This is a genomic window from Thioalkalivibrio sp. ALJ1 (genome assembly GCF_000745395.1).
GTDB lineage: Bacteria > Pseudomonadota > Gammaproteobacteria > Ectothiorhodospirales > Ectothiorhodospiraceae > Thioalkalivibrio.
This window is the reverse complement of record NZ_KN050684.1, coordinates 2,216,097-2,242,644: the sequence shown is the minus strand read 5'-3', so window position 1 is coordinate 2,242,644 and position 26,548 is coordinate 2,216,097. Positions and strand designations below refer to the sequence as shown.

28 protein-coding genes, 2 tRNA genes and 2 pseudogenes are annotated in these 26,548 nt (G+C 62.9%); 24 read left to right on the top strand and 8 right to left on the bottom strand.

Annotated elements, in window-relative coordinates; all coding sequences use genetic code 11:
• Nucleotides 1-64 precede the first annotated feature (64 nt).
• The 9 genes and pseudogenes from F462_RS12900 (at nucleotide 65) to F462_RS12865 (ending at nucleotide 7,138) form a co-directional block, all read left to right on the top strand.
• On the top strand, nucleotides 65-1,093 hold the full coding sequence (locus F462_RS12900; RefSeq protein WP_038054767.1) for a chorismate transformation FkbO/Hyg5 family protein: 1,029 nt from the start codon (nucleotides 65-67) through the stop codon (nucleotides 1,091-1,093).
• 91 nt (nucleotides 1,094-1,184) lie between these two features.
• Nucleotides 1,185-1,931: a class I SAM-dependent methyltransferase gene (locus tag F462_RS12895; RefSeq protein WP_038054764.1), complete on the top strand. Its 747-nt coding sequence runs from the start codon at nucleotides 1,185-1,187 to the stop codon at nucleotides 1,929-1,931.
• A gap of 13 nt (nucleotides 1,932-1,944) precedes the next feature.
• Nucleotides 1,945-2,201, top strand: a pseudogene (locus F462_RS14005) (DUF167 domain-containing protein).
• 48 nt (nucleotides 2,202-2,249) lie between these two features.
• On the top strand, nucleotides 2,250-3,284 hold the full coding sequence (gene pyrC, locus F462_RS12890) for a dihydroorotase (protein ID WP_038054762.1): 1,035 nt from the start codon (nucleotides 2,250-2,252) through the stop codon (nucleotides 3,282-3,284).
• A gap of 75 nt (nucleotides 3,285-3,359) precedes the next feature.
• On the top strand, nucleotides 3,360-3,839 hold the full coding sequence (locus F462_RS12885; RefSeq protein WP_018140054.1) for a hypothetical protein: 480 nt from the start codon (nucleotides 3,360-3,362) through the stop codon (nucleotides 3,837-3,839).
• 21 nt (nucleotides 3,840-3,860) lie between these two features.
• Entirely contained in the window at nucleotides 3,861-4,220 is a 360-nt protein-coding gene (locus F462_RS12880; protein WP_038054760.1) for a DnaJ family domain-containing protein, read from the top strand.
• Nucleotides 4,220-5,308: a PA0069 family radical SAM protein gene (locus tag F462_RS12875; protein ID WP_038054758.1), complete on the top strand. Its 1,089-nt coding sequence runs from the start codon at nucleotides 4,220-4,222 to the stop codon at nucleotides 5,306-5,308. The genes F462_RS12880 and F462_RS12875 overlap by 1 nt, the downstream gene beginning before the upstream one ends.
• A gap of 93 nt (nucleotides 5,309-5,401) precedes the next feature.
• Nucleotides 5,402-6,211 carry a hypothetical protein gene (locus F462_RS12870; protein ID WP_051918132.1) on the top strand — a complete coding sequence of 270 codons (810 nt, stop codon included), beginning with the start codon at nucleotides 5,402-5,404 and terminating at the stop codon, nucleotides 6,209-6,211.
• 15 nt (nucleotides 6,212-6,226) lie between these two features.
• Nucleotides 6,227-7,138: a mechanosensitive ion channel family protein gene (locus tag F462_RS12865; protein WP_038054757.1), complete on the top strand. Its 912-nt coding sequence runs from the start codon at nucleotides 6,227-6,229 to the stop codon at nucleotides 7,136-7,138.
• Between the two features lie 52 nt (nucleotides 7,139-7,190).
• On the opposite strand, the gene F462_RS12860 is transcribed toward F462_RS12865, so the two are convergent.
• Nucleotides 7,191-8,912 carry an ExeM/NucH family extracellular endonuclease gene (locus tag F462_RS12860; RefSeq protein ID WP_038054756.1) on the bottom strand — a complete coding sequence of 574 codons (1,722 nt, stop codon included), beginning with the start codon at nucleotides 8,910-8,912 and terminating at the stop codon, nucleotides 7,191-7,193.
• 18 nt (nucleotides 8,913-8,930) lie between these two features.
• Nucleotides 8,931-9,368 (bottom strand): Rrf2 family transcriptional regulator, encoded by a 438-nt coding sequence (locus F462_RS12855; RefSeq protein WP_038054755.1) that lies wholly within the window; start codon nucleotides 9,366-9,368, stop codon nucleotides 8,931-8,933.
• Nucleotides 9,369-9,568: 200 nt separating this feature from the next.
• Here F462_RS12855 and F462_RS12850 point away from each other — a divergent pair, with 200 nt between their 5' ends.
• Together F462_RS12850 and F462_RS12845 are read left to right on the top strand one after the other, a co-directional pair.
• Entirely contained in the window at nucleotides 9,569-10,879 is a 1,311-nt protein-coding gene (locus tag F462_RS12850; RefSeq protein WP_038054754.1) for a methyl-accepting chemotaxis protein, read from the top strand.
• A gap of 96 nt (nucleotides 10,880-10,975) precedes the next feature.
• Nucleotides 10,976-11,851 (top strand): undecaprenyl-diphosphate phosphatase, encoded by an 876-nt coding sequence (locus F462_RS12845; protein WP_018140062.1) that lies wholly within the window; start codon nucleotides 10,976-10,978, stop codon nucleotides 11,849-11,851.
• A 37-nt stretch (nucleotides 11,852-11,888) separates the two neighbouring features.
• Here F462_RS12845 and F462_RS12840 read toward each other — a convergent pair whose 3' ends face one another.
• Together F462_RS12840 and F462_RS12835 are read right to left on the bottom strand one after the other, a co-directional pair.
• Complete coding sequence (locus F462_RS12840) at nucleotides 11,889-14,411, bottom strand: ABC transporter permease (protein WP_038054753.1); 2,523 nt, start codon at nucleotides 14,409-14,411, stop codon at nucleotides 11,889-11,891.
• A complete protein-coding gene (locus tag F462_RS12835; protein WP_038054751.1) occupies nucleotides 14,408-15,118 on the bottom strand; it encodes an ABC transporter ATP-binding protein in 711 nt (236 codons plus the stop codon). Before F462_RS12835 ends, F462_RS12840 begins: the two co-directional genes overlap by 4 nt.
• Between F462_RS12835 and F462_RS12830 the strand changes: the two genes are divergently transcribed.
• Nucleotides 15,117-15,821, top strand: coding sequence for an arylesterase (locus F462_RS12830; RefSeq protein WP_038054749.1), 705 nt, complete (start codon nucleotides 15,117-15,119; stop codon nucleotides 15,819-15,821). The two genes, F462_RS12835 and F462_RS12830, sit on opposite strands and share 2 nt — an antisense overlap.
• An 8-nt stretch (nucleotides 15,822-15,829) precedes the next feature.
• On the opposite strand, the gene F462_RS12825 is transcribed toward F462_RS12830, so the two are convergent.
• Together F462_RS12825 and F462_RS13685 are read right to left on the bottom strand one after the other, a co-directional pair.
• Nucleotides 15,830-16,156: a hypothetical protein gene (locus F462_RS12825; RefSeq protein WP_038054748.1), complete on the bottom strand. Its 327-nt coding sequence runs from the start codon at nucleotides 16,154-16,156 to the stop codon at nucleotides 15,830-15,832.
• A gap of 65 nt (nucleotides 16,157-16,221) precedes the next feature.
• A tRNA-OTHER gene (locus tag F462_RS13685) sits at nucleotides 16,222-16,336 on the bottom strand.
• A 111-nt stretch (nucleotides 16,337-16,447) separates the two neighbouring features.
• Between F462_RS13685 and F462_RS12815 the strand changes: the two genes are divergently transcribed.
• From F462_RS12815 to F462_RS12760, 11 genes are all read left to right on the top strand, one after another.
• Entirely contained in the window at nucleotides 16,448-17,575 is a 1,128-nt protein-coding gene (locus F462_RS12815) for a tyrosine-type recombinase/integrase (protein WP_051918131.1), read from the top strand.
• Nucleotides 17,568-18,170 carry a hypothetical protein gene (locus F462_RS12810; RefSeq protein WP_156100410.1) on the top strand — a complete coding sequence of 201 codons (603 nt, stop codon included), beginning with the start codon at nucleotides 17,568-17,570 and terminating at the stop codon, nucleotides 18,168-18,170. The genes F462_RS12815 and F462_RS12810 overlap by 8 nt, the downstream gene beginning before the upstream one ends.
• 82 nt (nucleotides 18,171-18,252) lie before the next feature.
• Nucleotides 18,253-18,489: a hypothetical protein gene (locus F462_RS12805; protein ID WP_038054743.1), complete on the top strand. Its 237-nt coding sequence runs from the start codon at nucleotides 18,253-18,255 to the stop codon at nucleotides 18,487-18,489.
• The gene (locus F462_RS12800; protein ID WP_038054741.1) at nucleotides 18,486-18,767 is read left to right on the top strand and encodes a hypothetical protein; all 282 of its coding nucleotides are present in this window, start codon (nucleotides 18,486-18,488) and stop codon (nucleotides 18,765-18,767) included. Before F462_RS12805 ends, F462_RS12800 begins: the two co-directional genes overlap by 4 nt.
• A 325-nt stretch (nucleotides 18,768-19,092) precedes the next feature.
• Nucleotides 19,093-19,875 carry a MarR family transcriptional regulator gene (locus F462_RS12790; protein WP_038054738.1) on the top strand — a complete coding sequence of 261 codons (783 nt, stop codon included), beginning with the start codon at nucleotides 19,093-19,095 and terminating at the stop codon, nucleotides 19,873-19,875.
• Nucleotides 19,876-19,940: 65 nt separating this feature from the next.
• Nucleotides 19,941-20,327 (top strand): hypothetical protein, encoded by a 387-nt coding sequence (locus F462_RS12785; protein ID WP_038054736.1) that lies wholly within the window; start codon nucleotides 19,941-19,943, stop codon nucleotides 20,325-20,327.
• Nucleotides 20,328-20,409: 82 nt separating this feature from the next.
• Nucleotides 20,410-20,823, top strand: a complete 414-nt coding sequence (locus tag F462_RS12780; RefSeq protein WP_038054735.1) for a hypothetical protein — start codon at nucleotides 20,410-20,412, stop codon at nucleotides 20,821-20,823.
• 5 nt (nucleotides 20,824-20,828) lie between these two features.
• Nucleotides 20,829-21,485 carry a hypothetical protein gene (locus F462_RS12775; protein WP_038054733.1) on the top strand — a complete coding sequence of 219 codons (657 nt, stop codon included), beginning with the start codon at nucleotides 20,829-20,831 and terminating at the stop codon, nucleotides 21,483-21,485.
• On the top strand, nucleotides 21,482-21,841 hold the full coding sequence (locus F462_RS12770) for a hypothetical protein (RefSeq protein WP_038054731.1): 360 nt from the start codon (nucleotides 21,482-21,484) through the stop codon (nucleotides 21,839-21,841). Before F462_RS12775 ends, F462_RS12770 begins: the two co-directional genes overlap by 4 nt.
• A gap of 145 nt (nucleotides 21,842-21,986) precedes the next feature.
• On the top strand, nucleotides 21,987-22,295 hold the full coding sequence (locus F462_RS12765) for a DUF1441 family protein (RefSeq protein WP_038054729.1): 309 nt from the start codon (nucleotides 21,987-21,989) through the stop codon (nucleotides 22,293-22,295).
• Nucleotides 22,288-24,912, top strand: a complete 2,625-nt coding sequence (locus tag F462_RS12760) for a phage tail tape measure protein (RefSeq protein ID WP_038054727.1) — start codon at nucleotides 22,288-22,290, stop codon at nucleotides 24,910-24,912. The genes F462_RS12765 and F462_RS12760 overlap by 8 nt, the downstream gene beginning before the upstream one ends.
• A 238-nt stretch (nucleotides 24,913-25,150) precedes the next feature.
• Here F462_RS12760 and F462_RS12755 read toward each other — a convergent pair.
• Nucleotides 25,151-25,227, bottom strand: a tRNA-Arg gene (locus F462_RS12755).
• A 167-nt stretch (nucleotides 25,228-25,394) separates the two neighbouring features.
• A pseudogene (locus tag F462_RS12750) lies at nucleotides 25,395-25,782 on the bottom strand (chemotaxis protein MotA); the annotation flags it as partial.
• Nucleotides 25,783-25,907: 125 nt separating this feature from the next.
• Between F462_RS12750 and F462_RS12745 the strand changes: the two are divergent.
• Nucleotides 25,908-26,498: a LemA family protein gene (locus tag F462_RS12745; RefSeq protein WP_018140070.1), complete on the top strand. Its 591-nt coding sequence runs from the start codon at nucleotides 25,908-25,910 to the stop codon at nucleotides 26,496-26,498.
• Nucleotides 26,499-26,548: the final 50 nt, after the last annotated feature.

The window sequence follows — 26,548 nt, the reverse complement described above, 5'->3', positions numbered from 1 at the left end:
GGCGCAGGAGATTGGTAGACTTCGCGGCTGTTTTGGTCGGAATGGATGCCCCTGGCGCCACGGAATGAGCGAACCCACCGTAACCAGCCCGTTGAAGGTGACGTATTGCCGAGACGATTCTCCGGAATCGGCTACGGCATCCGTGGTCATACGGTTTGGGGCGGCCAGTAGTGTCGAGTGCCTACCCGAGCGGATAGAGATTCAAGTTGGGTTGCAGCCGTTGGGGCGTGATACCGAGTGGTTGGAATGCTGGTCACTACCGGACGGGGCCGCTTGCGAGACGGGGGAGGTCGGTGCGCTGACCTACCTCCGAAGCGGGGGGTGCCTGATTGGATGTTGGTTTCATGCCCTGGATGCCACGACCGACCCCGAACCTCTGACCGAGCGCGCCTACCAAGAGATTCTGGCAGGTTGCCAGGCGTTGGGCTTCGAGCACCTGGTGCGGGTCTGGAACTACTTTCCCGCGATCAATGAACCGGTCGCCGAACAGGAACGGTATCGAGGATTCTGCAGCGGCCGTGCACGGGTGTTCGAGTCTATACCGGAGTACGAACGAAATCTCCCAGCGGCGACCGCCATCGGTACGCATGCCGACGGTCTGCTGATCTACTTCATTGCCACTCAGGAGGCGGCGGCTCGCATCGAGAACCCGCGCCAGGTGAGCGCCTACCGCTATCCGCGACAGTATGGTCCGCGCAGCCCGTCATTCGCGCGTGCCAGCCTATGGCAGTCGGGTCCCGAGTCGGCCGAACTGTTCATCTCGGGCACGGCGAGTATCGTAGGACATGAGAGCCGTCATGCTGGCGATCTAGAGGCGCAGATTGATGAAAGTCTGCGCAATATCGGGGTGCTGTTGGAGCAGGCTGCGACGCACCATCCTGTCGGCGTCGAAGGGCCGAAAGCGCTCTCGATGCTCAAGGTTTATCTGCGTCATGCCAAAGATGCGCCTGCCGCCGAGCGCCACCTGCGTACCCGTCTCGGTCATGACGTACCGTGCCTGTTGTTGCATGGCGATATCTGCCGAGAAGAATTGCTGGTCGAGATCGAGGGCCTTTACTCCGAGCATCGTCCGGAACCACTGGCGTCGCCCTGAAGCGCCGCAGTCCCCTCAAACATTGATGTCGGATGGGTTGTGCGCGCCGCTGGGGCCGCAATAACCGGTCCCAAGCCTGGGAGCATATGGAATGCCGCAATCGACGAAGAAGCCACATCCGGTCCTGAAGGATTACTACGGGGACGAGGAGAGTCGTCGCGCGTACGTCGACGACCTGTTCGACCGTACCGCGCCTTACTACGATCGAATCCTGCGCGTCGGTTTCTTTGGTACGGGGCAGGCCTACCGTCGCTTTGTGCTGAAGAAATCCGGGTTGAAGGACGGGATGAAGGTGCTGGATGTAGCCACCGGGACCGGGCCGGTGGCGCAGGAGATCCGCAAGGTCGTCGGCGACGATCATCTGACCTGTGTGGATCCCAGTCGCGGCATGATGGATATCGCCCGCACCAAGATGGATGCCACCTTCATCCAGAGTCTGGGCGAGCAAATGCCCTTGCCAGAACGCGAATTCGACCGGCTATACATGGGCTACGGGCTGCGCCACGTGCGCGATCTGCACGAGTTGTTCAGCGAATACTTCCGGGTGTTGAAGCCCGGTGGTCGCTGCACGATCCTGGAAGTCTCGCGCCCACGGACCAAGCGCCAGTTTGCGCTCGCGCGTTTTTACTTTCGTGACTTTGTCCCGTTCGTAGGCAAGGTCCTGACTCGAGATCCGGACGGGCACCTGCTGATGCGCTATTTCTGGGACACGATTGATCAGTGCGTGCCGCCGGAGGAGATCCAGGACACCCTGCGCGCGGTCGGCTTTGAGGATGTCCAGCGCGACGTCCAGCTCGGCGTGTTCAGCGCTTATACGGCCACACGCCCGGCCGAATGATCCAGGTGGTCCGTTGGCATGTCTGAAACTGAAGGCCGCACCGGGTTTCAAGCGCAACGCGATCGGTGCCTGGATGGGGGAGGCGCTTAAGCGGCAGGCGCAGGCTCCACCGGAGAAAGGTCGTGCCAATCAGGCAGTGTTGAGCGGCTGGCAAGCGAACTGGGAACTTCCAAGACGGCCATCCAGCTCGTGGCCGGTGCGCCGCCGCGCATCAAGACCGTGTCGGTGGATGGCGGGTCCGAGGCGGATCTTCGCCGCGCGCTATCCTGAACCTGAACCCTTATTGCTGGGCACCGCCAACTTCGACAGGAATTACGGATGAATCGACTGACGATTACTCGACCGGACGATTGGCACCTGCACCTACGCGACGGGGATGTGCTGGCGTCGGTGTTGCCGGATACCGCGCGTCGCTTCCACCGCGCGATCATCATGCCTAACCTGAAGCCGCCCGTGACCACGGTGGAGGCGGCCGCGGACTATCGCGACCGGATCCTGGCGGCCCTGCCGGATGAGACCGATTTCGAGCCATTGATGACGCTGTACCTGACCGAGGGCACCACGCCGGAGACGATCGAGGCGGCGAAGGCCTCGGGTTTTATTCATGGCGTGAAGTTGTACCCCGCTGGGGCCACCACCAATGCGGCCAGTGGCGTGACCGATATCCGGCGTTGTTACCCCGTGTTCGAGGCTATGCAACGGTTGGATCTGCCTTTGCTGGTTCATGGTGAGGTGACCGATCCGGATGTGGACATCTTCGATCGCGAGGCGGTGTTCATCGACCGCCATCTGGAACCCCTGATCCGTGATTTTCCAGACCTGCGGGTTGTGCTGGAGCACATCACCACTGAATCGGCCGTGCAGTTCGTCCAGGATTCGCCGGCGAACGTGGGATCCACCATTACGCCCCAACATTTGCTATACAACCGCAATGCGCTGTTTGCAGGTGGTATGCGCCCGCATCACTTCTGCCTGCCGATCCTGAAGCGTGAACGCCATCGCAAGGCTCTGGTGGAAGCAGCGACCAGTGGACACCCGCGTTTCTTCCTGGGGACCGACAGCGCACCGCATCCGCGTCACGCGAAGGAGTCGGCCTGTGGTTGTGCGGGCATCTATTCGGCCCACGCAGCCATCGAGCTGTATGCTGAGGTGTTCGCGGCCGCGAACGCCCTGGACCGCCTGGAAGGGTTTGCCAGCCACTTCGGCGCGGACTTCTATCGCCTTCCGCGCAACACCGACACGCTAACGCTGGAACGTGCGCCCTGGACCGTGCCCGAGGCCGTCCTGTTCGGGCACGATCCCGGCGTGCCGTTACGCGCGGGGGAGTCGATCGGTTGGCAGCTCGCCCGGTAGCTGGGCGAACGAACCGTGTTCGCCATGGATGGTCAGCAGAGATAGACAAGTGAATTGAAACAAGAGGATGGACACATGACCGAACCCAATGTGCAACGCGGAACCCTGTGGTTCTGGATGGCCATCAGCTTGGGCGTGGCTCTACTGATTGTCGCACTGGGCGTCGGGCTGGAACCGGCCGGTGCCGCCATCCTGCGCGCGCCTCTGAGTTCGCCGGCCGCCGGAGCGCTGGGCTTTGGCCTGCTGATGGTCTGGGCGGCGTATGCCTATGCCTTGTCCGCGGGCCGCGCCGCGGGTAGCCAGGAGATGGGGGTGGTCATCCTCAATCTGGGGCTCCCGGTGGCGCTGATCCTGCTGTGGCGGGCTGAACTAAACGCCCTGGCGTTTTTCGTAGCGCTGGGTTGGGCGCTTACGCTGGGTGGCATGGCCATGCGCCTGTTCCGCCGAGAGGCCCTCGCCGGAATCATGATGCTGCCACTGATCGGTGTCAGCATGACGGCGATCCTGTTGTCCTTGACGCTTTGGATGGTGCCTGCGGCGACCGGGAACACCTGAAGTCTAAACGGACCGCTCTGGATGTTGCTGACCGAGGTACAAATCGAGGCTCGATTGGCCAACGCTGCGCAACGCGGCGAGTTTGACGGCTTGCCCGGAGCCGGGCGGCCCCTGGTGCTGGATGACGATAGCGCAGTGCCGAAAGAACTGCGCATGGCCTATCGGGTGATGAAGAACGCTGGCTACGTACCCGAGGCCGTACGCCTGCGAGGCGAGGTGGCCTCGGTTGAGGCCATCCTGCAGGCTGCGGATGATGACGCGGCGCGCCGCCTGCGTCTGTTGCTGGATCGCCTGAATCGCAGCGAAGAAGGGCGCGGGATGATCTCCGAATCGGGCTATTTCCAAGCCCTGTGTGAACGGATGGATGGTCCCGAGCGATGATGAATCCGCTCCACGGCCCGGTCCGGGGTCGGGGCGCGACCATCAATCCAGATGCCCGCTTTGAACCGACCCGCCGCGAGGCCTTCGACGACGGCTGGGCAGGCGACGACGATGCCCCAACACCGCTGCGCACAGAGGTCACGGTCGAGCATCCGCGCAATGTCCTGTCGTGGAATCAGTCGCCGGATGTCCCATTCGAACTCTCGCTTAACCCGTATCGGGGCTGTGAGCATGGATGTTCCTACTGCTTTGCGCGCCCTGCGCATGCCTATGTGGGGTTGTCACCCGGTCTGGATTTCGAGAGCCGGTTGTTTGCAAAAGTCGGTGCCGCCGACTGTCTGCGGCGAGAGTTGACGCGGACATCGCACCGTGTAACGCCCCTGGCACTGGGGATTAACACGGATGCCTACCAGCCCATCGAACGCGAATGGCGGATCACGCGAGAGATTCTCGAAGTGCTGGCCGCCACCAGGCACCCGGTTTCCATTGTCACGAAATCCGCCTTGGTGGAGCGCGATCTCGACCTGCTGGCGCCGATGGCCGAACGCGGGCTGGCGCAGGTGGCCATTTCGGTAACCACGCTGGACCGCGGGCTTTCGCGCCATCTTGAGCCGCGAGCAGCCGCGCCCCAGCGACGCCTGCAGACAATTGAACGCCTGACGGCAGCTGGAGTGCCTGTGAGCCTCCTGGTCGCGCCCCTGATTCCGGTGCTCACCGATGGTGAACTGGAAACGCTGCTGGATGCGGGGGCAGCGGCGGGCGCGGTGGGCGCGGGCTATGTCCTGTTGCGTCTGCCCCGCGAGGTGGCACCAGTGTTCGAGGACTGGTTGCGGACCCACTATCCGCTAAAGGCCGAGCACATCCTGCAGCGTCTGCGCGAGGCGCACGGAGGCCAACTGTATGATTCGACCTTCGGGCACCGGATGCGTGGCGGTGGTCCCTATGCCAAGGTCCTGCGCCAACGATTTCGGCTGGCACGACGGCGGGCCGGTCTCGCCGGGCGCCTGGTCGAGCTCGACTGCACCCAGTTCGAGCCGCCCATCGACAGGGCCAATAGACGCGACGACAACCAGATGGATCTATTCTGAGACCGATCGTGGGCGGGCCGATTTCGACTTAACCGGCAGCGTCTTGCGGCCAATCTGGTTTACAGTAAGTACCTCGCGAACAAAGAACGAGTCATGCCGGACACGACAATAGCTAAAAATCGCAGCGTGGCTTGGTGGGGGCGCCGGGCCCTTTCTTCAGGTCAGCACGGACGCTGGTCCATCGGGCCGCTGGACTTGTGGCTGCTCCATGGGCCAAAGGAGTGGCAAATGGTGACGGAGCGTCCTCGTGACCCGGCCGATGCGACCCTCGCGGTCGATGTGCCGTGCGCGGGTGGGTTCCCCGCCGATGCAAAGGACTTGCTTCGCTTCGCGGGCGCCACGGCCGATGTGAAGCCGGAGTTGCGAGTGGCACTGGCCGATCGGCCCATGGTGAGTCGGCCGCAGAATCCGTTTTACGTTCCGGCGCAGGGGCAGGTCACGCTTTACCTGAGCTCGCCCGTCTGGGTGCAAGTGCATCTGGGTGATGCCATGGTGCAGGAATTTCCCGTCTACACGCCCTCGGATACGTGGTTCGGGCCAAGCACCGTGAATGGGGAGCTTTGTTATGCGACTCGTACCCAGGCCCGGCTTGAGCTGGCCGATGTACCCGAGCGGCCGCATCGTGTCGTGACGCCCCTGACGGTGGTGAACAAGGCGCCCGATGCCTTGTTTCTGGAGCGGGTCAATCTGCCGGTGCCGCGGTTGTCGGTCTATGCCGACGACCATAATCGGCTGTGGACACCGGCGGTCCGGATGGAGCGGGAAGCCGACCGCGACATGGCGGCGATGAAGATCGACTCCACCCCTCCCGCAGCGGCGAGCGGGGCCCAGCGTATTGCCGAGCCCCGAGAGATCGGGGGGCGGCACTTGATGGTCCGGGCGTTTAGCGCCCTGTTCCAATAGGGAGCATTCGGCGCGATGAACGAATGGCTGCAAACCATCCAGGCCTTTGTTACTAGCGAGGCCTTTGTTGCCACGCTGAGGGCTGTGGTCTACCTGCTGGTGGGGCTCCTGGTGGCACGACTGGTGTCGCGCGGTCTGGGCCGTTTGCTAGAGGACAAACTCGACGCGCAGCAGATCATGCTGGTGCGGCGCATCAGCTTCTATCTGATTGTCCTGCTGGTGCTGGCCTCGGCGATGCGTGAGTTGGGCTTCGATCTGACGGTGCTCCTGGGGGCCGCGGGTATCCTCACGGTCGCACTCGGCTTTGCATCCCAGACTTCGGCCTCGAACCTGATCTCCGGGTTGTTCCTGATCGGGGAACGACCGTTTTCCGTGGGGGATGTCATCAAGGTCGGGGATGCGACCGGGGAGGTGTTGTCGATAGATCCGCTGTCGGTGAAGTTGCGCACCTTCGACAACCTGATGGTGCGCGTGCCTAACGAAAGCCTGGTCAAGTCCCAGCTCACCAACCTCAGCCGTTTCCCGATTCGCCGCCTGGATATGCAGATTGGCGTGGCCTATCACACTGATCTCAAGCAGTTACGGGATGTTCTGATGGAGGTCGCGGAAGGCAACCCGGTGTGCCTGGAAGAGCCTAAACCGTTGTTCATCTTCCTGGAATACGGCGACTCCGCGTTGAAGATTCAACTTTCGGTCTGGGCACGACGGGAGAAGTTTCTGGACCTGCGCAATTCCATGCATCTGGATGTGAAGGCGGCCCTCGACGCGGTCGGTATCGAGATCCCGTTTCCGCAGCGCACACTGGGCGGGCTTTCCGCCGGTGCGCTGCCGGTGCGAATCGTGGATAACGTCCCCGAGGTGGAGTTGCCGGATGCAGTGGCCGATCCTGAAGTAACGGACACGCCCAGCGCCAGCAATCGAGACTAGGCCGCCCTGTTGAGAGACCGGGTTCGGGTACCGGTGGCCGTTTGCAGGGAAATCAAGGGTTGGGACGGGGTGTTGTGTCCAGGTTTAGGTCGACCCACACTGGGTCGTGGTCCGAGGCCCGCCAGGGGCCGTCCGCGGGACGACGGCCGTCGAATCCCAGGAATACCGGTTCATCCGCGTTCACCCTCCAGGTGTCGCCGTCCTGTACCCGTTCGTGCATCGGGGCTGGGCCCAGTAGGTAGTCGAGTTGTCCGGCCTTGCCTCGGAAGACATAGCTGTAGGCTTGTGTGGGGTCGGAGTTAACAAGATCCCGTTTGCCCGCCCGATGCAGCACTTGTAAGGGGTCTTCGGCGGCGTAGGCGTTGAGATCGCCCAGGATCAAGACCGGTACTTCGGAAAATTCACCGCGTTGTTGTTCCTCGATCCATTGGATCACCCGTTCGGCCTGTTCCGTGCGGCGCAGATTCCAGCATCCCTGGCCACGATCGATGTCACCCGAGTCAGGGCAACCGCTCTTGGCCTTGAAGTGCACGGCTACTGCCCCAAAGCGCAGTTCGCTTTCCGCATGTTCGAACCAGCCGAGCAACGGCGGGCGGTGATGGACGGGGTCCTCATCCGCGGTTGTATCAAGCAGCCGGACTTGCTCGGGCCGATAGAGGAGCGCGACCTTGATGGCATCCGTCCCGGGAGCGGGGTGGGCAATGGCCGAATATTCGCCGCGCGAACGCGTTGATGCGTTCAAACGCTCCAGGAGCCCTTCCCGGGCGGCGGTGGCGTTCTCCAGTTCCACTGCGGCCAGCAGGTCCGCATTCAATGCATGAATCAGGGCATCCAACTTGGCAGTCTGGCGCTCACGCTCGGACGGGTTGCTTGCACCGCGTTCACCGAGCGTCACGAAGTCGTTCTCCAGGTTGGCGGTGGCGACACGCAGCCGGTCCAGCGCGGGTGCCGGGGGCGGCTCGGGGCGCTCGCCGGAGTTCCAGGCGGGCGTTGCGGTGGGATGAATACGATGTCGGCCGAAGGCGTGCGTCAGGATGCCCGTCAGGCCCTCGACCGTGCTGCCGGTGCGGCGAGTGCCGTACTTGTCCAGATAGGGGATGGGATCCGGCTGCGCTCGATAGCTGCCGTCGTCCAGCTCAATGGTCCGATTGCGATGGGATGGCCGAGGATCTTGGCCGGTTTGTCCCGGATGCCGCAGGCGGCCATCGGCGGCAAGCGTAAGGGTCCCGTAGCGCGCCAATTCGCGATTGGACGTCACCGTCAGCGTTTGCGGAAAACGGACCTTCAGGTCCGAAAAGGTCTCCAGGCGATGCGCATCCTCGGGCAAATGCAGTTCAATCGGTTCGGGCCGGCCTTCGTAACCACAGGAATGGACGGCGTTCACATGCGAGATCTGCGGGCGCTCGTGATGGCGGTTGAATTGGCCATGCACCTGCAGCCGCTGTCCCGGACGCACCGGTACCTGGCGGGGGGCGTAGACGAACAATCCCGTGGCCTCCTGCCCGGTGGCTTGCTGGAGATAGAAGCCACCCAGCTCGTGTTCGTCCATGAACACGCCGGAAGCGATGCCTTCCGCTACTACGGGTTCACCTTCGGAAACGATCCCATCGCGTAGGTCAGAGAGATCTTGGAGAGGGGCCGCCGTGGTAGGGCAACTGACGCGGGCATTGGCCATCGCCGCGCCCGACAGGAGCAGACCAATGGACGCAAACACCAGGGCGTGGCGGGTGCCACTGGTTGGCGTGGGGGAGGTTGCTGAGTGCGGCCGATCCATGGCGCTTTCGCTTGTTTGTCAGGCGCTCTTATCGGGATTGAGCAATTGGAACAAGTAATCAGGCGATTGCGTGACGTCGGCGATTGTATACCCCTCCAGCACGGCGAGGAAGGCATCGCGGGCGTCGTTCAGGACGCCCCGCGGCTGGCAACCGGGGAGAATCGGGCAGATCGGATTCTCGCACTCCACCACGTTCAGGTTGGGCTCCATGTCCTTCACCACGCTTCCGACGTTGATCTCGGCCGGCTCGCAGGCCAGCGAGATTCCTCCACCTTTGCCGCGACGCGTAATGATGTACCCCTTCTGGCCAAGCTGATGGACGATCTTGACCAAGTGATTGCGAGGGATCGTGAACTGCTCGGAGATGTCGCTCACGGTCACGCGTTGGTTACGCGGTTGCACGGTGAGGTACATCAGGACGCGGAGGGAGAAGTCGGTGTAGCGGGTGAGCTGCATAGGTTTGGCGTCGTCAGATAGTGTGAGAGTTGAAGAATATGCTGGAACGTATATTTACAAGAACCTTAATGGTTCCGGACCCCCGTCACAAGGTCGTGCGTTCACGCGGCGTGAGAAGCGCACCTGAAGATGCCTCTTCAGAATGGCCCATCCAGGCCGTTAGAGGGACCGAGCCCGCCGCGATCACGGACACAGAGGGGATGGTATGGCAGGGTACTGGGTGGTTGAGCCGGCTTTCTCTCGCCGGTCGCTTTTCGCTGGCATTGAGCGGCATCGTCAGCGTCTTCTTTCTGATCGCGGCCACAGCCGTGTTTTGGCACACTGCCAAGCTAAAAAGCGGCATGGAACACACCCTTGCTGGGGTGATGCAGGGACATCCCACCTCCCCGCCGTTGGAGGCCGATGTGGCCGAGCAGGTGGAGCGATTGCTGACTCTGGCGGCCTGGCAGGTCAACGCGATGATGTTGGGCGTGGCGATCGGCGTGATCGTGGTGGTCTATCTCCTGTTTCTACTTATGATTCGTCGTCGCCTGGCGGGCCTGGCCACCCAATTCGGGTCGGTATCAGAGGGTGAGGGTGACCTGCGTCAAAGGATCGCGGCGCCACGCAACGACGGGATCGACCGACTTGCGCGGCTGTTCAATGCCTTTATCGAGCGCCTGCAGCGCATGGTCTCGGAGATGGTCGAGCATGCCCGTGAGTTGGGCGACTCCGTGGGCACGCTGCACCGGGTAGCGGAGGAGACCAACCAGGAGGTGCAGCAACAACAGGCCCGTCTGGGGCAGGTTGCGACCGCGATGAACCAGATGACGGCCTCGGCCGAAGAATTCGCACGGAACGCCCGCACCGCATCGGAGGCGGCCGATCAGGCCGAATCCGAGACCCGTACCGGTTCCGATGTGGTGGACTCGACGGTACGCACCATGCGTGAGCTTGCGGACGAGATCGGCACGGCGAACGAGCAAGTGGCGAACCTGCAGGCCGAGTCCGACCGTATCGGTTCTGTCCTTGACGTGATCCGGGGGATTGCCGAACAGACTAACCTCCTGGCCCTGAATGCCGCGATCGAAGCGGCACGCGCGGGAGAGCAAGGCCGCGGATTCGCTGTGGTCGCGGACGAAGTGCGTACGCTTGCGAATCGCACCCAGGAGTCCACCACCGAGATTCAGGCCATGATCGAGCGCCTGCAGGCCGGGGCCCACGCCGCTGCCAGCGCAATGGAACGAAGCCGAGAGCGTGGAGTGGCGGGTGTCGACGAGGCCGCCGGCGCCGGTGAGGCCCTGCAGGCCATTCGTTCCGTGGTGGAGCGCATCCGTCATCTAAACAACGAGATTTCTGGCGCCGTATCGCAGCAGGCGGAGGTGGCGCGCGAGGTGGATAGCACGCTCACTGAGGTCAGCCAGGGTGCGCAGGTGACCGCCAGCAATGCCGAAGCCACTGCGACCGAGACGGATGCTCTGGTCGGGCGGGTCGAGCGTTTGCGGGGCCTGACGACCCAGTTTCGCGTCTGATCCGCGTCTGCGTCGGGTTGCGACGCGGGTTCCGGCGTCGCATTAGCGGTTTGCGTATACTGCGGCCCGCCTCGAGATTACGGAGCTGCACCTGCAATGACAGTCTGGGTCGCCACCCTGCTCGGGATCGTGCAGGGCATATTTATGTTCCTGCCCGTCAGTTCGACGGCCCACCTCGTCCTGACCCAGCACTGGCTCATTCGCCAGGGCGAACCGCTCCCGCCGCCGGAAAGCCCGGAGATGATTCTGTTCGACCTGGTCGTGCACGTGGGCACGCTGGTCTCGATTATCTTCGTGTTCCGGCACAGCCTGACCCGGCTGACCGGTGGGATTGCGCGCGAAAGTTGGCAATGGGCGTCCGCTCGGGGCTCAGCGGGACGCGAGATGCTCTTTCTCCGCTTGGCCCTGTTGTGCGGGCTTTCGGTGTTCGCGACGGCGGTGGTGGGTTTCACCCTGAAGGCTGGATTCGAGCAGGTGTTCGCGCACCCGACGCTGATTGCCGGAACGCTTAGCCTGACCGGGGTTCTTTTGTGGTGGACCGACCGCCTCCAGCGGCGCCCGCTGGGCCTGCGCCAATTGAGCCCAAAAATTGCCATGATTATCGGCGTCGCCCAGGGTTTCGCCTTGATTCCGGGACTGTCCCGCAGTGGCATGACCATCACCTTCGCCCTGTTCTCGGGCCTGAAGCGGCGCTGGGCGGCCGAATACAGCTTCTTCCTGGCGATCCCGACCATTCTCGCGGCGACCGCCGTGCAATCGCTGGATGTCCTGAACGGGGAGGGCCTGGGCGAACTGAACTGGACCGTTCTGGCGGTTGGGTTTGTCGTGTCGGCCGTGGTCGGGGTCATCTCCCTGAAGATGGTCCTGTTCTTCCTGTATCGAGCCAATCTGAAGGTCTTCTCGTTCTACCTCTGGGCGCTGGCTCTGCTGGTCCTGTTCGGTTTCCTCGACGTCGACATCATGTACGGCTAGAGCGGGCCGGGGCGAATGCGGGAAGGGTACGCATCGCCTATTCCGGCCCGCGCAGCACGGCCAGTGGCGCCTGATCAAGGACCCGACGGGTTCCTAGCCAGCCCGCCAGGGCGATTCCCAAGGTGCCACCGCCAATCCCGTAGAAGAAGGTTAGCGGGTTCATGCTGTAATCGAACTCGAACACCTGCCACGCGAGCAGGGCTCCGACGGCGGTGGCGATGATCGAGGCGAGTAGCCCGGCCAAGAACCCTAGCGTGCCGAACTCGGCCAGAAGACCATTGCGGATATGGTCACGGCGAGCCCCCAGGGTGCGCAGCAGTGCGGTCTCGCGTCGTCGCACGTCACGGGTGGCTTGTACGGCGGCATAGAGCACAGTCAATCCCGCGATCAGCGTAAACAGGAAGACGTATTCCACTGCCCGTGTCGCCTGGTCCATCACGTCGCGGACCTGCGCCAGTATGGCGCTGACATCAATCGCCGAGACCGCCGGGAATTCCCGCAGCCACTGGTTCTGTGCGGAGCGCTGGTCCTCGGGCACATGCATCGCGGTGATGAACGTCCTGGGTTGTTCGTCCAGCAGGGCAGGGGGCCCAATCACGAAGAAGTTGACCTGGAAGCTGTCCCAGTCCACCTCGCGAACACTGACAATGGGACTTCGGATTGCCTGGCCTCCCACCCGGAAGGTCAGGTAATCCCCAATGGACAGATCGAACCGTTCCATCAAGCCGGACTCCACCGACCAGCCGGTATCAGGGTCCTGTTCGCCCTCCCCGAACCAGTATCCATCCACCACACGGTTATGTTCGGGTGGGGTGTCGGCATAGGATAGATTGAACTCCCGGTCGACCAGTCTTCTGTCGCGATCATCGTCGTAGTCCTCTGGACGCACGCGTTCGTCGTTGATTTCGATCAGACGCCCTCGGATCATCGGGTCCAGTTGCGGGCGTTCGAGTCCGGCCTCCTCAACACGATCGCCAAAGGCCTGTTCTTGCCCCGGCTGGATATTGATGAAGAATTGATTTGGCGCATCCTCCGGAATGCTGGCATCCCAGGCCTCCAGCAGATCGACCCGTACGATGGCCAGCAAGAGCAACGCGAGGATGCCGATGCTGAACGCGACCAGTTGTACCGCGCTCAGACCACCACGCCGGGAAAGATTCGCCAGACCAAAGCGCAATGCCATACCACCCCGGTTGCGCAGAGGGCGCAGGGCGAGCACCAGGCCCATTCCGAGTACGGCCAGCACCGCGATCGCAATGGCCGTACCCACCAACACCCAGGCGGCCAGGCGTGGGTCCGCCGCCTGCCAGTACAGCAGACCGCCGAAGGCCAGGATGGCCAGCGCCCCGGACAGCCACACCGAGGTTGGGGGAAGGCCCAACTCGCGGCGCAGCACGCGCAGCGGGGAGACCTGTCCAATGCGCAAGAGGGCGGGCAGGGCAAAGCCCACGGCGGTAATGAGCCCGACGCCGAGGCCGGCGATCACCGGGCGCGCCCCCGGCGGCGGCAGATTGCCGTCCAGCCAACCCCCCAATAGCGATGCGAGTACAAACTGTGCAGCAAAGCCGATGGCCAGGCCTACTGCGGAGGCCAGCACCGCCACCACCACGACACGCCCGAAATAGGTCAGCAGGACCTGGCGTCCACTGGCGCCGAGCGCCCGCATCACCGCGGCTGGGTCAGCCCGTCGTTGCGCAAAGTGATGGGCGGCGACCGCAATGGCGGCACCGGCTAGCAGTACCGCCATCAGCGACGCAAGCCCCAGAAAGCGTTCGGCGCGTTGGACGGCCGTACGCAGCTCCGGGTTGGCATCTTCCAGCCCCAGCAAGCGCTCACCAGAATCCAGGTGCTCCTCGAGCCAGCCACGGAACGATGCAATCTCACCGCCAGACCCGGCGGCAAAGAATTCATAACGGACGCGGCTGCCGGGTCCAACCAGTCCGGTAGCCTCAAGGTCTTCGAAGGCGAGCATGACCCGCGGCGCAATATCCAGAAGATTACTGCCTCGATCCGGCTCGTGGGTGATGATGCCCGTGACTTCGAGATCGATATCACCGACCTCGATGCGGTCACCGATTTCGATCCCGAGGGTCACGAGTAATGCCGGTTCCAGCCAGGCGGTTCCGGGCTCCGGACCGTGTTCACGCGTGATCTCCGGGGACTCCCGGTCGGGCCGAATCCGGGCCTCACCCTTCAGGGGCCACGTCGCCTCCACCGCGCGCAATGCCGCCAGGCGCGACGCGTCAGCCTCGGTAAAGACCACGCTGGGAAGCGAGGCGGTTTGGGCGGTTTCGAGACCACGGTTGGTCGCCTCCTTGGCCCACTCGCCGGGCAGTGGGTTATCGCTGACTACGGCCATATCGCCGCCCAGCAAAGCGGTGGCCTGCTGAGCCATGCCGCGATCCACTCGATCGGTAAAGAATCCAACGGCCGCAACGGCGGCCACCGCAACGACGAGCGCTGCCGCGAGGACCCGCAATTCGGCGGAGCGCCATTCCCGCCACGTCCACCGAAAAAGGGCATGTAGCGGGCTGCGGCGCGGGGTTCGGGCGCCGGTCATGCGAGGACACCGTCCTGAATAGAGATGATTCGATCGCATTGATCCGCCAGTTCCGGGTCATGCGTCACCAGGACCAGCGCAGTCGCCGGACCGGCTTCTCCGGGGTGGCGCGCCAGGCCAAACAGCAGTTCGATAATGCGGTGGCCGGTGCGGCCGTCCAAATTGCCGGTGGGTTCATCCGCAAACAGGACGGCAGGGTGATCCACGATCGCCCGCGCGATTGCCACCCGCTGCTGCTCACCGCCGGAGAGCTGGTGTGGGTAGTGATCCGCACGCTCGGCTAGGCCGACCCGGTCCAGCGCCTGTGCCGCCCATTGGTTCAGGGTGTCCTGACATTCGCTCGCATGGGCCGCATTGAGCTCCAGGGGCAGCAGGGTGTTCTCCATGGCGGTCAATGCCGGCAGTAGCTGGAACGACTGGAATACGAAACCGACACGTCCAGCACGCAGGGCGGCACGCCCATCCTCGTCCAGCTCGCTGACGGTTTGCCCAAGCAATCGAACTTCTCCGGCACTGGGAGCGTCCAGACCTGCAAGTAAGCCGAGCAGTGTCGACTTGCCGGAACCCGAGGCACCCAGTATGGCGACCGTTTCGCCCGGCTGGACCGCCAGGGATATGCCGCGCAGGATGTCGAGGCGGCCGCTGGGCCCATTGATCCGCTGTTCGAGGCCCCGAGCCTCCAGTACATACGATGAGGATGCATCCATGTTGCGTGTTCCCTTGGTGATGGCGTGGGCCGTGATGGCCTTGGTTGCGTTGCTATGGAGTCCTGTTGCCGCCGCAAATTCCCCTCAGGGCGAAAATCGTTCAACGGATCCGCCACGTATCCTGGTATTTGGCGACTCCCTTAGCACGGCCTACGGCATGTCGGACGCGGTCGGATGGCCCGCGCTGCTGGAAGAGCAGTTGGATGGGCGCGCCCATTCGTGGGAGGTCGTGAATGCCTCCATCAGCGGTGAGACGACGGCCGGGGGACGAACCCGCTTGCCAGAGATACTGGAGCGCGAGGCCCCGGACCTGGTGATCCTGGCCCTTGGCGGCAATGACGGATTACGCGGACTTTCGCCACAGACAATGCGCGAGAATCTCGAGCGCATGGTCGATGCCATCGAGGCAGCGGGCGCCGAAACCTTATTGCTCGGGATTCGCATACCGCCCAACTACGGGCGCCGGTACACCGAACGCTTCGAGGCCGTTTATGCGGATTTGGCGCGGGATCGGGGCTTGGTGTTCGAACCGGGTTTTCTGGACGACTTCGTACTGAAGGAGGGAATGTTAATGGATGATGGCATCCATCCCAGCGAAAAGGCACAGCCGTATCTTCTCGACGTGATCTGGCCGCATCTGGAGCCGATGATTCGGGGTGTGGAGGCATGCCGCAATGTGCAAGACAGGGATGCTGAGGCGTAGGGACAGACTTAGTCCTCAAGCAACGCGCGCAGTTCGGCGACCACGTCCTCTGGCAGAAGCTGACGGAGCACCGGGTGCAGGTTACGGTCGACTTCGGACAACATCGGCAGGGTCCGGATCTCCGAATGGCGGCAGAGCGGATTGCCATACTGATTGGCCTGGATGCTGCGTTCAGCCCCCATTTTCATCAAGGCGACCCCGGGTAGCCCGCGCGGGCCTTCGTCCAGCACCTCGACCAGTTCCACCACGCAGCCGTCGACCTCACCTTGAATGCCAATCAGCGGGGCGAGAATGTCGATCATTCGAGTGGACTGTTCGGTCGTCAGCATGTCCATTGCCGTACCTTACGACCGATGCGGGTGCGGCGCCAGCGCGAGACGGATGCGGACCCAGAAAAGGTTGGTGTCCCCGGCAGGATTCGAACCTGCGACCTGCCCCTTAGGAGGGGGCGGATGGGTTCCACAAAAACAGTGGGTTAGGGTTCGATAGTTGCGTCCGGGTACAAATTCGGGAACACTTGCAAGTCACGGCACAACACAGACGCACACAACCAACCACCGCGAAAGTTGGGGGCGCGATGCGCCAACATCCGCCCCCAGTGACGCGCAACCGGAGAGGGGTTGCCCGTGGCTTCCATCATACAGACACCGACCGGCCGCTGGCAGGCGATCATTCGCCGTAGGGGCCACAAGCCCACCAAGCGAACCTTCGTCCGCAAATCCGACGCGAAGGGATGGGCACGCGAAGTCGAGGCGGCAATCGAGCGCGGCGAGTTCCGGCCCGAGACCCGCGGCGAGCGCCTGACCTTCGCGGACCTGGTGGAGCAGTTCCTGGAATCCCCGGACGGCCTGGCGACACTCTCCCCGAACCAGCGCCGGATTGTGCCGGGCATGCTGGCGGTCTGGTGCGAAGAGCTGGGGCACCTGCGGCTGCGGGATCTGCATGCCGAGCAAATTGAGGCGGCCCGCGACGCCCTGGCGAAGCGCCGGAAGGTATCGACCGGCGGTCGTGACCTGGGGACGATCAGCACAGCGACCGTCCGCAAGTACCTTTCGGCATTGGGATCGGTGTTCAAGTTCGCGACCCGCAAGCGCATCCTGAAGACGTCACCGATGCGCGAGGTGGCCAAGCCCTCCGCGGATGACGAGCGCACGCGATTTCTGTCACAGAAGGAGCTGCGGGCCCTGCTGGAAGCCGTCGACCGTTCCCGTAGCCCCGAGCTGCCGGTGGCCGTGCGTCTGGCCGCGTACACGGGCTTGCGCCGATCCGAGCTGTTCGGGCTCACCTGGGACCGCGTGAACCTCGGCGACAAGCCGGTGGTGTACATCGGCAGCCAAGCCGCGTTCACGATCCCGCCAGCCCATGTGCTGGCCGAAGTCACCAAGAACCGGGAGCCCCGCCTGGTGCCCATCGTCGGGCCGGCCCTCGAGGTCCTGCAGGCATGGGCCGATGAACAGGGCGGCGATGGCCTGGTGTTTCCGAGCCGCGAAAACTCCCGCAACCCGATCGACCTGCGCACCCCCTGGCAAACGGCCCTGAGGCGCGCAGGGCTGGACGATTTCCGCTGGCATGACCTGCGGCACACCTTCGCGTCGTGGATGACCATGAGCGGGGCCTCGCACGTCGAGGTGGCCCGCCTCACCGGCCACCGGGATATGAAAAGCCTGATGCGGTATTCACACCTGAGCCCCGAGCACGCGACGGACCTGGTAAGCCGGATGGCGGACACGATCGGGGGGCAGGGCGATGAATAGCGAAGCCTGGGATCGACTCCTGGCGACGATCGGGAAAACCGTCACTGACCCATACCCGGATACAGGCATGACGAATGCTGAAGTGGGCCGCCAGGTGATGCGGGACAGGGGATTGACGCTTGCTTGCGGGCACAAAGTCACATCCGTTCGCATTGATGATTTGGTCGAGTTGATGCGGGCCTACGAGCGATCAAAGATCACCGAGCTCCATCTAGGTTATGCCGAGAAAGACAGGGATGAGATCCTTGGCCTGATCCTGAAGGCCCAGAAAATCATGGAAGGGGAAGGAAGGACGGATGTGAAGTTGCGCCAAGCGGGCCGCGAACTGGGACTGGTTAACGCGTCCCGCCCCTTGAAGAATTGGCATCAGATCGCGGATGAGTATTGGGAGCTTCGATTCGGAATCCCACCCGATGGTCTCGGTGGCCCAGTGGACCCGCTATCCCTGGAGGAAGCGCAAATTGTGATGATGGAGCGGCATTGCCAGGCAGGCGAGACGTTCGATTCGCTTGTGAAAGGGTGCCAGCGTGCAGGGCTGGATATGAGCCTCAAGCGCAACCATCCAAATTGGAAGGAGCAAGAAAAGGACAAATAGACGGTCTATTTGGGCCTACTTACCGAATTGTCACCCGCGCAAAGTCTGCCATGTGGATCACCACAACAAGAGGCAGACACCAATGAGCGCAAACGAAACATCATCCCGCCTACTGACGTTCAGTCAGTTCACCGAGGCCCACCCGGCATTCACTGTCGGCGGCCTCCGACACCTTCGCTTCCGTAAAGGCGACGAGCTCGAGGCCGCGGGCGCGGTGGTCCGTTTTGGCCGCCGCGTGATGGTCGATGAACACCGCATGATTGAGTTTATTCGCAATGGCGGCGCACGCCAGATTGCGGGAAAGGGGGTTATCCAATGAGCGAACCAAACTATTCGAAAATCGGACGCCGCGCATATTCAAAGCGCGATAGCCTGCGCGGCGCACCCGTTGCCATCGCAACCGGGGCGCGAATTCTGCGCAAATATCTCACTGCCGATGATTTTGAAGGTGGGGAAGGTTGGGCGCTCAATGAGGCGGAAATCGACGGCCTTTATGCGTTGATCGAGTACGCCGCAGACAGCCTTTATCAGGATGTGGCGTCCTTAGTGGATGAGGACGACTTCCACCTAGCTCGCCGCGACGGGGGTGAACAATGAGGCCCCGCAAAGAAAACGCCCCGGCCGAGGGGGCAGCACGGGGCGCAGGGGCTGAGCACGGTCAGGCACTCAAGCACAAGCCTATATCAAAGTGGCGGCGGGTTCTACAGGCACTCGCCGACGGCCAGCATATCCACAGGTTCCGGGCCGAGCGCGAACTTCACGACCACTGCCTGAATAGCACCATCAGCACTATCTCAACGAAGACCGGCCTGATGATCGACCGCCGAAAGATCGTTGTGCCGGGATACCAGGGGCTACCGTGTCGCGTGAATTTGTACTGGCTGTCGGACGCTGAAAGGCGCCGGGCGCGGGCGATCCTGAGATGACCGAAAAGGCCAAGTACGCCTTTGCGGCATTGCCGCTTAGGGCGCTGGCCGATGAACGTTTGACGCGATCCCACATGGCGGTCCTGGGCATCGTGTCGTACTTCGATCGGTTCAGCAAAAACGGGGCCGGCTGCTACGCCACACAGGCGAAGATCGGAGAGATGGCGCACACGCGTTCCGACCATGTTTCCCGGGTGATCAAGGATCTAGTCACCTGGGGTTACATCGTGGTCGAGCAACAAAAGGACCGACGCCGAAAGCAGTACCGGGTGATTCATGATGAGAAAAATACTTGTACCACAGCGCAAGTATCTCGGACGGATGGTTGCGCCACAGCGCAAGTATCTACCGCCAGTTACTTGTACGACAGCGCAAACAAAGATATTGGGTTAAACCCTAAAGATATCCCCCGAAGCGGCGTTTCTCTCGAAACGAAAGAAGATATCACCGATAAATCGGCGTCGGTCGAAAAAGACCGACGGACTGAGCTCGCGAAACTTCTCGATTTGGCTGGCAAGGAACAACTGCCATTCGAGTCATTCAAGGCATACACAGCCAACAAGCTGCAATCCCTTTCCACACAGATCGACCGCAACACCAAACGCGGCGACCTTAATCCTGATTACGTCCTGATCTCCCTCGCGCTGCGCGACGCAGGCGAGGCGGTAGCCGATCGACTACAGCTCGGACATCTTCAGCGCGTCTACGAGGACGTTGCCGAGCGGGTTCACGGGGACGAATGGGACTACGACCAGGCCGCCGATGACTTGCTTTGTTAGCGATAGTCGGAACCTTGACATACCAGCCAACCCGATAGACAATATCTATCAGATAGGGGGCTCCAATGGACCAAGACGAATTCGAGCAACGGCTCCGCGAAGACTCCGCCCGCATGTTCTCCAGCGAGGACGCCGGACGGCGGTACTTCATCTGTAAGCCGCCCCAGTTCCCCAAGATCGAATCCTTCTCCGACTTCGAGGCCGCCCACGACGCCATTGTCGAGGCCGCGGTGGCCAAGATGAGCGCGCTGGTTGCCGATGCCGCACTGACCAACCGGGACAAGTGCCTGGGCAGCTACATCGAAGCGATCAACCTGGGCACCCACCTGAACGCACTCAAGGCCGCTGGCGACAGCCGCTGGCAGATCCTCGACCCCCGTGTCGAGAACGTGAAGCGCGGCGCTGCGATCGGCCTGCAGGTATTGAAAGAACGCGGAGGTTGCAACGCATGAACATCCCGCTGATTCACGCGCAGATGCGTTTCCTCGCCACCTATATGGCCGCGCGCCAATACCGAGCACCGGAGCCCGCCCGATGAACCGACCCAAGCCCCGATCGTTCACGCCCAAGCGTGACCCCATGATCCCGTCCGGGCCGGCCAGCCAGTACCTGACGAAGAACCGCGGCCGCCCGAGCAAAAAGCCCAAGGCGGAGAACCCCGAGCGGGTGAAGATCCCACGGGCCGCTCGCAAGGTGGCCCGTGCGTCGATCCTCGCGAAGCTCTCCACCGCCCCCCTGGCCTTCACCGGGGGGACCGGCGAACAGTGGCTGGGTCTCTCGGAGATCGGCCTTGTACTGGGCCTTGACGTGGCCGAAGTGGCCGACCAGCACGGACGGGGTGAAGGGCCGCCGCTTGAGTGGCGCCGAAACGACCAGGGCCACCACGAGCTCATGTGCTCGGTCACGAACCTGACCCTGTACCTGATCAACGAAGCGACCGCGAGGTAACAGCCATGCCAGCCAAGAAAGAACTTTCCGACGCCCGTTCCGACGTTCAGGGCTTTTCCAGCGCCCTGGAAGACCTACAGGGCTCCCGTAAGCAACTCCAGGAGAAGATTTCGCAGGCCATCAAGGCCAAGCGGGATGAGATCGCGGACCTTCAGGAGCAGCGCCAAGAACTTAACACCAGCCGCGCCACGAAGGCCGAAATCATCTCGGTTGCCGAGAAGTCGATCCAAACGGAGGCCGAGAAATTCGATCGCCGCCAGCGGGAGCAAGGGCTCGGAAGGCTCAACGCCTTCGCGGCGGCCAAGCTGTTGCGCCCGCCGCGCACCGAGCACCTGCAGGGTGCCGCCAATATGCAGCTCCGGGAATCAGTGAGCCGCAACCATGCGGCCCAACTGTTCGGTGTGCTTTTCGGGGCCAACAGCGACGCGGGCGAGAACTACAAGATCAACCCGGAGACGATCACGGGCCTGCTGGCGTGGGCCTGTGGCGACATGCTCCTCGACCGGGTGAAAGAGCTTGCCGACAGCCTCGAGGACGCCCCCCAGGGCGAAGTGCGGGAATCCGAGCTGGCTGAGATCGACGGCAAGATTGAGCAGCTTCAGCAGGAAGCCGACGCCCTCCGCGGGGAAGCGCGGGCGGCTGGTCTTCAGGTGGCCGCGTGAGCACGCAGCATGTACTCCAACAGATCGCCGATGCGGTCGGATTCCAGGCCGCTCACCAGCTTGCGATTGTCCGGGGCGGGATGACGTTCTTTGTCCCGGCCAACCCTCCCCCCCATCACTGGCTGCGCAGCGTGATGGATGACGAGGCGGTCGAGAAGCTGGCCGAGGCATTCGGTGGCGGGAACGTGAGCCTCCCCCCACTGCGGGACCAGACCACGCACCGGATCGAGATTGCCCTGCGCAACAAGATTCCGGTGCGCACGGTGTCGTTGTTGGTGGGACTCTCCGAGCGGCGCGTACATGGCGTGCGCAAAGAGCTGGAGGCGATGGGCCGGCTGCCGAGCGATGCGGCGTAGGGGACCCTGTGAGGCCCTAGCAGGCGGGTGCGCAGAAAACCGCATGTTTCGAGTAAATTCGCGGCCGAAAACTTGATTGAGAATCAATCGTATGAACGGACACGGCGGTAAACGACCTGGCGCAGGGCGGCCCAAAGGCTCGAACGTGAGCGATCACAGCGAGCGATTCAACAAGGCCAGGGCGGACAAAGAGGCGGCACTTGCGCAGCTGCGTCAGATGGAAGCCGACCAGCGCGCCGGCACGCTGATCCCGGCTGCCGAAGTCGAGGAAGCGGTCGCCACCGCCTTTGGTCGAATCCGCCAGCGCCTCGCCAGTCTGCCCGACGATCTTGAACGCCGCGGCCTGGTGACGCCTGAGCAAGCCGAGGGGGTCGAGGCCGAGGTGTACAACACGATGAACACGATTGCCGACCAGCTCGAACGGCTCGGCCCCGCGGAGAAACGACATGGCTGACAAGCGCAGCACCGTAGAGCTCATCTTTCAGGGGATCGATCGAACGGGCGAAGCCACGCAGGCCGCCTTGCGCAATGCGCAGTCGTTCAGCGATTCCATCGGCAACGTCACCGCACCGATCGCGGACTTCACCAAGAAGGCCGTGGCGTTCGAGGCCGCCTTGCTCGGGGCCGGCGCTGCCATCACCGCATTCTCTATCAAGGCCGCCGGGGACTTCGACAGCGCCTTCCGCGAGATCACCACGCTGATCGACGAGCCGATCGGGGCCCTGGACGAGTTCCGCCAGGGCATCCTCGACTACTCGACCGAATCGACGCAGCCGCTTCAGCAGGTCACCACCGCAATCTACTCCGCGATCTCTGCGGGCGTGGACTATGCCGACAGCATCGAGGCGGTCGCGCAGGCCGAGCAATTGGCGGTCGCGGGCAAGGCGGACCTGAACGACACCCTCACCGTGCTGGTGTCCAGCTTGAACGCCTATGGGCTGGAGATGGACGAGGCCGAGCGGTTCAGCGACGCGCTATTCACCACCGTCCGCCAAGGCCAGACCACGCTACCGGAACTGGGATCGTCGCTTTCGCAGGTGACAGGCCTCGCGGCATCGGCCGGCGTCGACTTCGAGGAACTGCTGTCGGCCGTGGCCGCCCTGACCGCGGCGGGCGCCCCGACCAGCCAGGCGATCACGCAGATCCGCCAGGCGATCGCGAACATCATCAACCCGACCCAGCAGGCGCGCCAACTGGCGAACGAACTGGGCATTGAGTTCGGTGCGGCTGCGCTGGAGACGCAGGGCCTGCAGGGCGTACTGGAGAACGTCGCACAGGCCACCGGCGGGAACACCGAGCAGATGTCGCAACTGTTCGGCTCGGTACAGGCCCTGGGCGGCGTGCTGACCCTGACGGGCGAGGGTGCCGAGGCCTTCGGCGAGACGCTGCGCGCGATGGGCGACAACACCGGCGCGACCGAGCAGGCCTTCGCCAACATGGCGGGCACGGTCGAGCAGAACAACCAGCGCGTGGTGAACAGCCTGCGCGGCATGGCCATCGAGATCGGCGGCCCGCTGCTGGACCAGTACGGCGGCGTGACCAGCGCGCTGGCGGCCGTCTTCAGCGCGGTCGGGCAGAACGTACAGCAGGGACAGCTCGGCAACCTTGTCGGTGTCGTGGAGGGGATTCTCGCGGATACCGAGTCTGTGTTCCGCAGCATGGCCGAAAACATGGGCGAGGCGCTGGAGGATGCCGACCTTTCGGGGTTCGAGCGCGGCATCGATGCCCTGCGGGAAGCCGTCCAGAACCTGTTCCAGAATCAGGATCTGAGCACCGCCGAAGGGCTCGCCAGCGCGATGACCACCCTGGCCGATGCGTTCGCGGGTCTCTCGCAGTTCACGGCCGGGGTTATTGAGTCGTTCCAGTTCCTGTTCGACCTGATGGTCCGGGCGGGTTCCGCGACGGCGGACCTGGACGACAGCTTCTTCCGTCTGGCCGGCCGATTCGGCGGGTTCGCCACGCAGCTCGATATGGTGTTGCCGCTGCTGAACGGCCTCCTGGGCCTGATGATCCTGAACCAGGGCAAGAACCTGGTATTCGGGGCCAATGCGTCCGCGGCGGCCCTGGCGAACCTGGCGAAGTGGCTGGGGCCTGCGGGCCTGGCAGGCGCGGCCGGGTATGGCGTCGGATCGTTCCTGAATGACGAGATCATCAACCCGCTGGTGAACGCGGCCACGGAGAACGAAAACACGCTCGGGACGTGGATCTACGAGGTGATCCACGGCACCGAAGAATGGGAAGACGCCACGCGCGACCTGAGCACCGCCACGCGCGACCTGGCGAAGGATCTGGACGGCACGAACAAGGCGCTGGAGGACCAAGGCCGGGACTACGACCGCATCGTTCGAGAGATGACCGAGGCGGACGACACGGCGCGGGAATCCAAGCGCCTACTGTCCGAAGCCTTCGAGGCGCAGGGCCTGCAATGGGACGAAACCACCGGGAAGATCGGCGACGGCACCAGGGCCACCGACGAAGCCGCCGAGTCACAGGAGCGGTGGGTGCGCACCATGGAGGACGGCGTGACCACGTTCTCGCAGGTGGGCAAGGTATTCAAAGGCGAGATGGATGGCGCCAAGACCGCCACGGAGGAAGTGGCGAAACAGTCCGACGAGTTGCGGATCGCGCTCGAGGAGCTCGCGAGCAACGAGCGCATCAAGTACATGGAGTTTCAGGCCGAATTGAACGTGGCCGAAGTCCAGGCGCAGGCGCAGGAAGTCGAGGCGGTGTTCGGGTCGATCAACAACACGATGGACAGCACGGCGGATATGCTCGGCGGCCTGTTCGGGCAACTGTCCGAAGCCTCACGCTTCGACCAGATCGACATTCAGCGACAGATCGACCGCGAGAACCGAATCCGCGAGGAAGCGCACGAACGGCAGATGCGCATGACGGACGCGCATATCAACGCGCTCAACGAACGCACGAAGGCCATGCGCCGTGGCGACAGCATGATCCGGGTCGATGGCGCCGGCCTGCAGCCGCACCTGGAAGCGTTCATGTGGGAGATCCTGCGCACGATCCAGGTGCGCGTGAATGAAGACGGGCTCGATATGCTTCTGGGGACTTAGCCAGGCCCCCAAGCGGTCCGCCGGGAACCGTGCTCCTGCAATCCCGGCAACCCGTCTGCGCGGACGGGGGGCTCCGGCCCAAACCCCGGTGGGACGTACCAGCCCGCCGGGGTTTTTTGTGCCTACGGGTACAAATTCGGGTACAAACGGGTACAAAAAAAGGGCGCAAATCACGGCACAAGACGAAACGACACAACAGAGGGGTGTTCTATAAGTGTCTGTTATGCGGGTGAAAAATTGGTGTCCCCGGCAGGATTCGAACCTGCGACCTGCCCCTTAGGAGGGGGCTGCTCTATCCAGCTGAGCTACGGAGACTCGGACGAGAGTATAAGGGTCGGGCGTAATTAGGCCCAAACGAATCAGCCCTCGGGTCTAAGCTGGTGGTGGGCCCAGGAAAGAAATTCTTCCAGTGTCGCCTCGCCAACGCCCGGCGTACCGGACCCAGAGATCTGGCGATAGCGTATGTCGCGCCCGTAGCCACAGTTCAGTAGGTCAGAGACGTCGTCCATCGGCGTGTCGTCGATCACCAGCTGAATGCCGGCTCGTAGGTATGGGTTGCGGATCTGGTCCAGACGATCCTGGATCCGACGAAGGTTCTGGGAAAACCAGTAGGGTGATACCTGCACGATCTCTTCAAGATCCTGGGCTACGTCGTAACGCTCCTCTAGGGTCGCGTTGGCCCCCGCGCGGAATACGCGCATGAACTCGTGGAAGGGGCAGCTCATCAAGGTAGCGGCAATGGTGCCACCGAGCACGATGCTCAGCCCCGGAAGGTTCAGAAAGGCGTCGTCGTCCTGCGAGGAGAAGACAATTGACGCTTCCAAAAACCAAAAGGTTGCCAACGATGCCAAGCAGTGTAGGGATGTTCATCCCTGATTCCGGGGAGGATAGTGACAGCAAGGATAAAACTGCGCCATGTCCGGCGTCTGCTGGTCGCCCGCACCTGCGTTCCCGCGTACACTCGGCCCAATCAAACGCAACCGGAGTCGCGCGCAATGGACACGAAATGGGTGGTTCTCGGGATACTGGTCCTCCTGGTGGTCTGGGGGGTGTGGACGTACAACCGCCTGGTGACCGGTCGCAACCGCTACAAGAATGCGTTTGCCCAGATCGATGTCCAGCTCAATCGACGCTATGACCTGATCCCGAATCTGGTCAAGGTCGCCGAGCGTTACATGAGTCATGAGCGGGATACGCTGGAAGCCGTTATTCAGGCCCGCAACCAGGCGAAGGACAGCCTGCAACAGGTGGCCGGAGATCCGACCAATGCCGAGGCCGTGCGTCAGCTGTCGAGCTCTGAGCAGGGGCTGTCCGGCGCACTGGGGCGCTTGTTTGCCTTGTCCGAAAGCTATCCGGAGTTGAAGGCAAACGAGAATATGATGCAGCTCTCCGAGGAACTGACCAGCACGGAGAACCGGGTCGCCTATGCTCGCCAGGGTTTCAACGATGCGGTCATGCAATACAACATCCTGCGCGAAATGTTCCCCAACAGCCTGATTGCGAACAATTTCGGGTTCCGGTCGGCGCAGCTTCTGGAGATCGAAGACCCGCAGAAGCGCGAAGCGGTGCAGGTGAATTTCTCCTGATGCGGGCCGTGCGGTTACCAGTGGGCTTGAATGGATTGTTGATGGAAGGA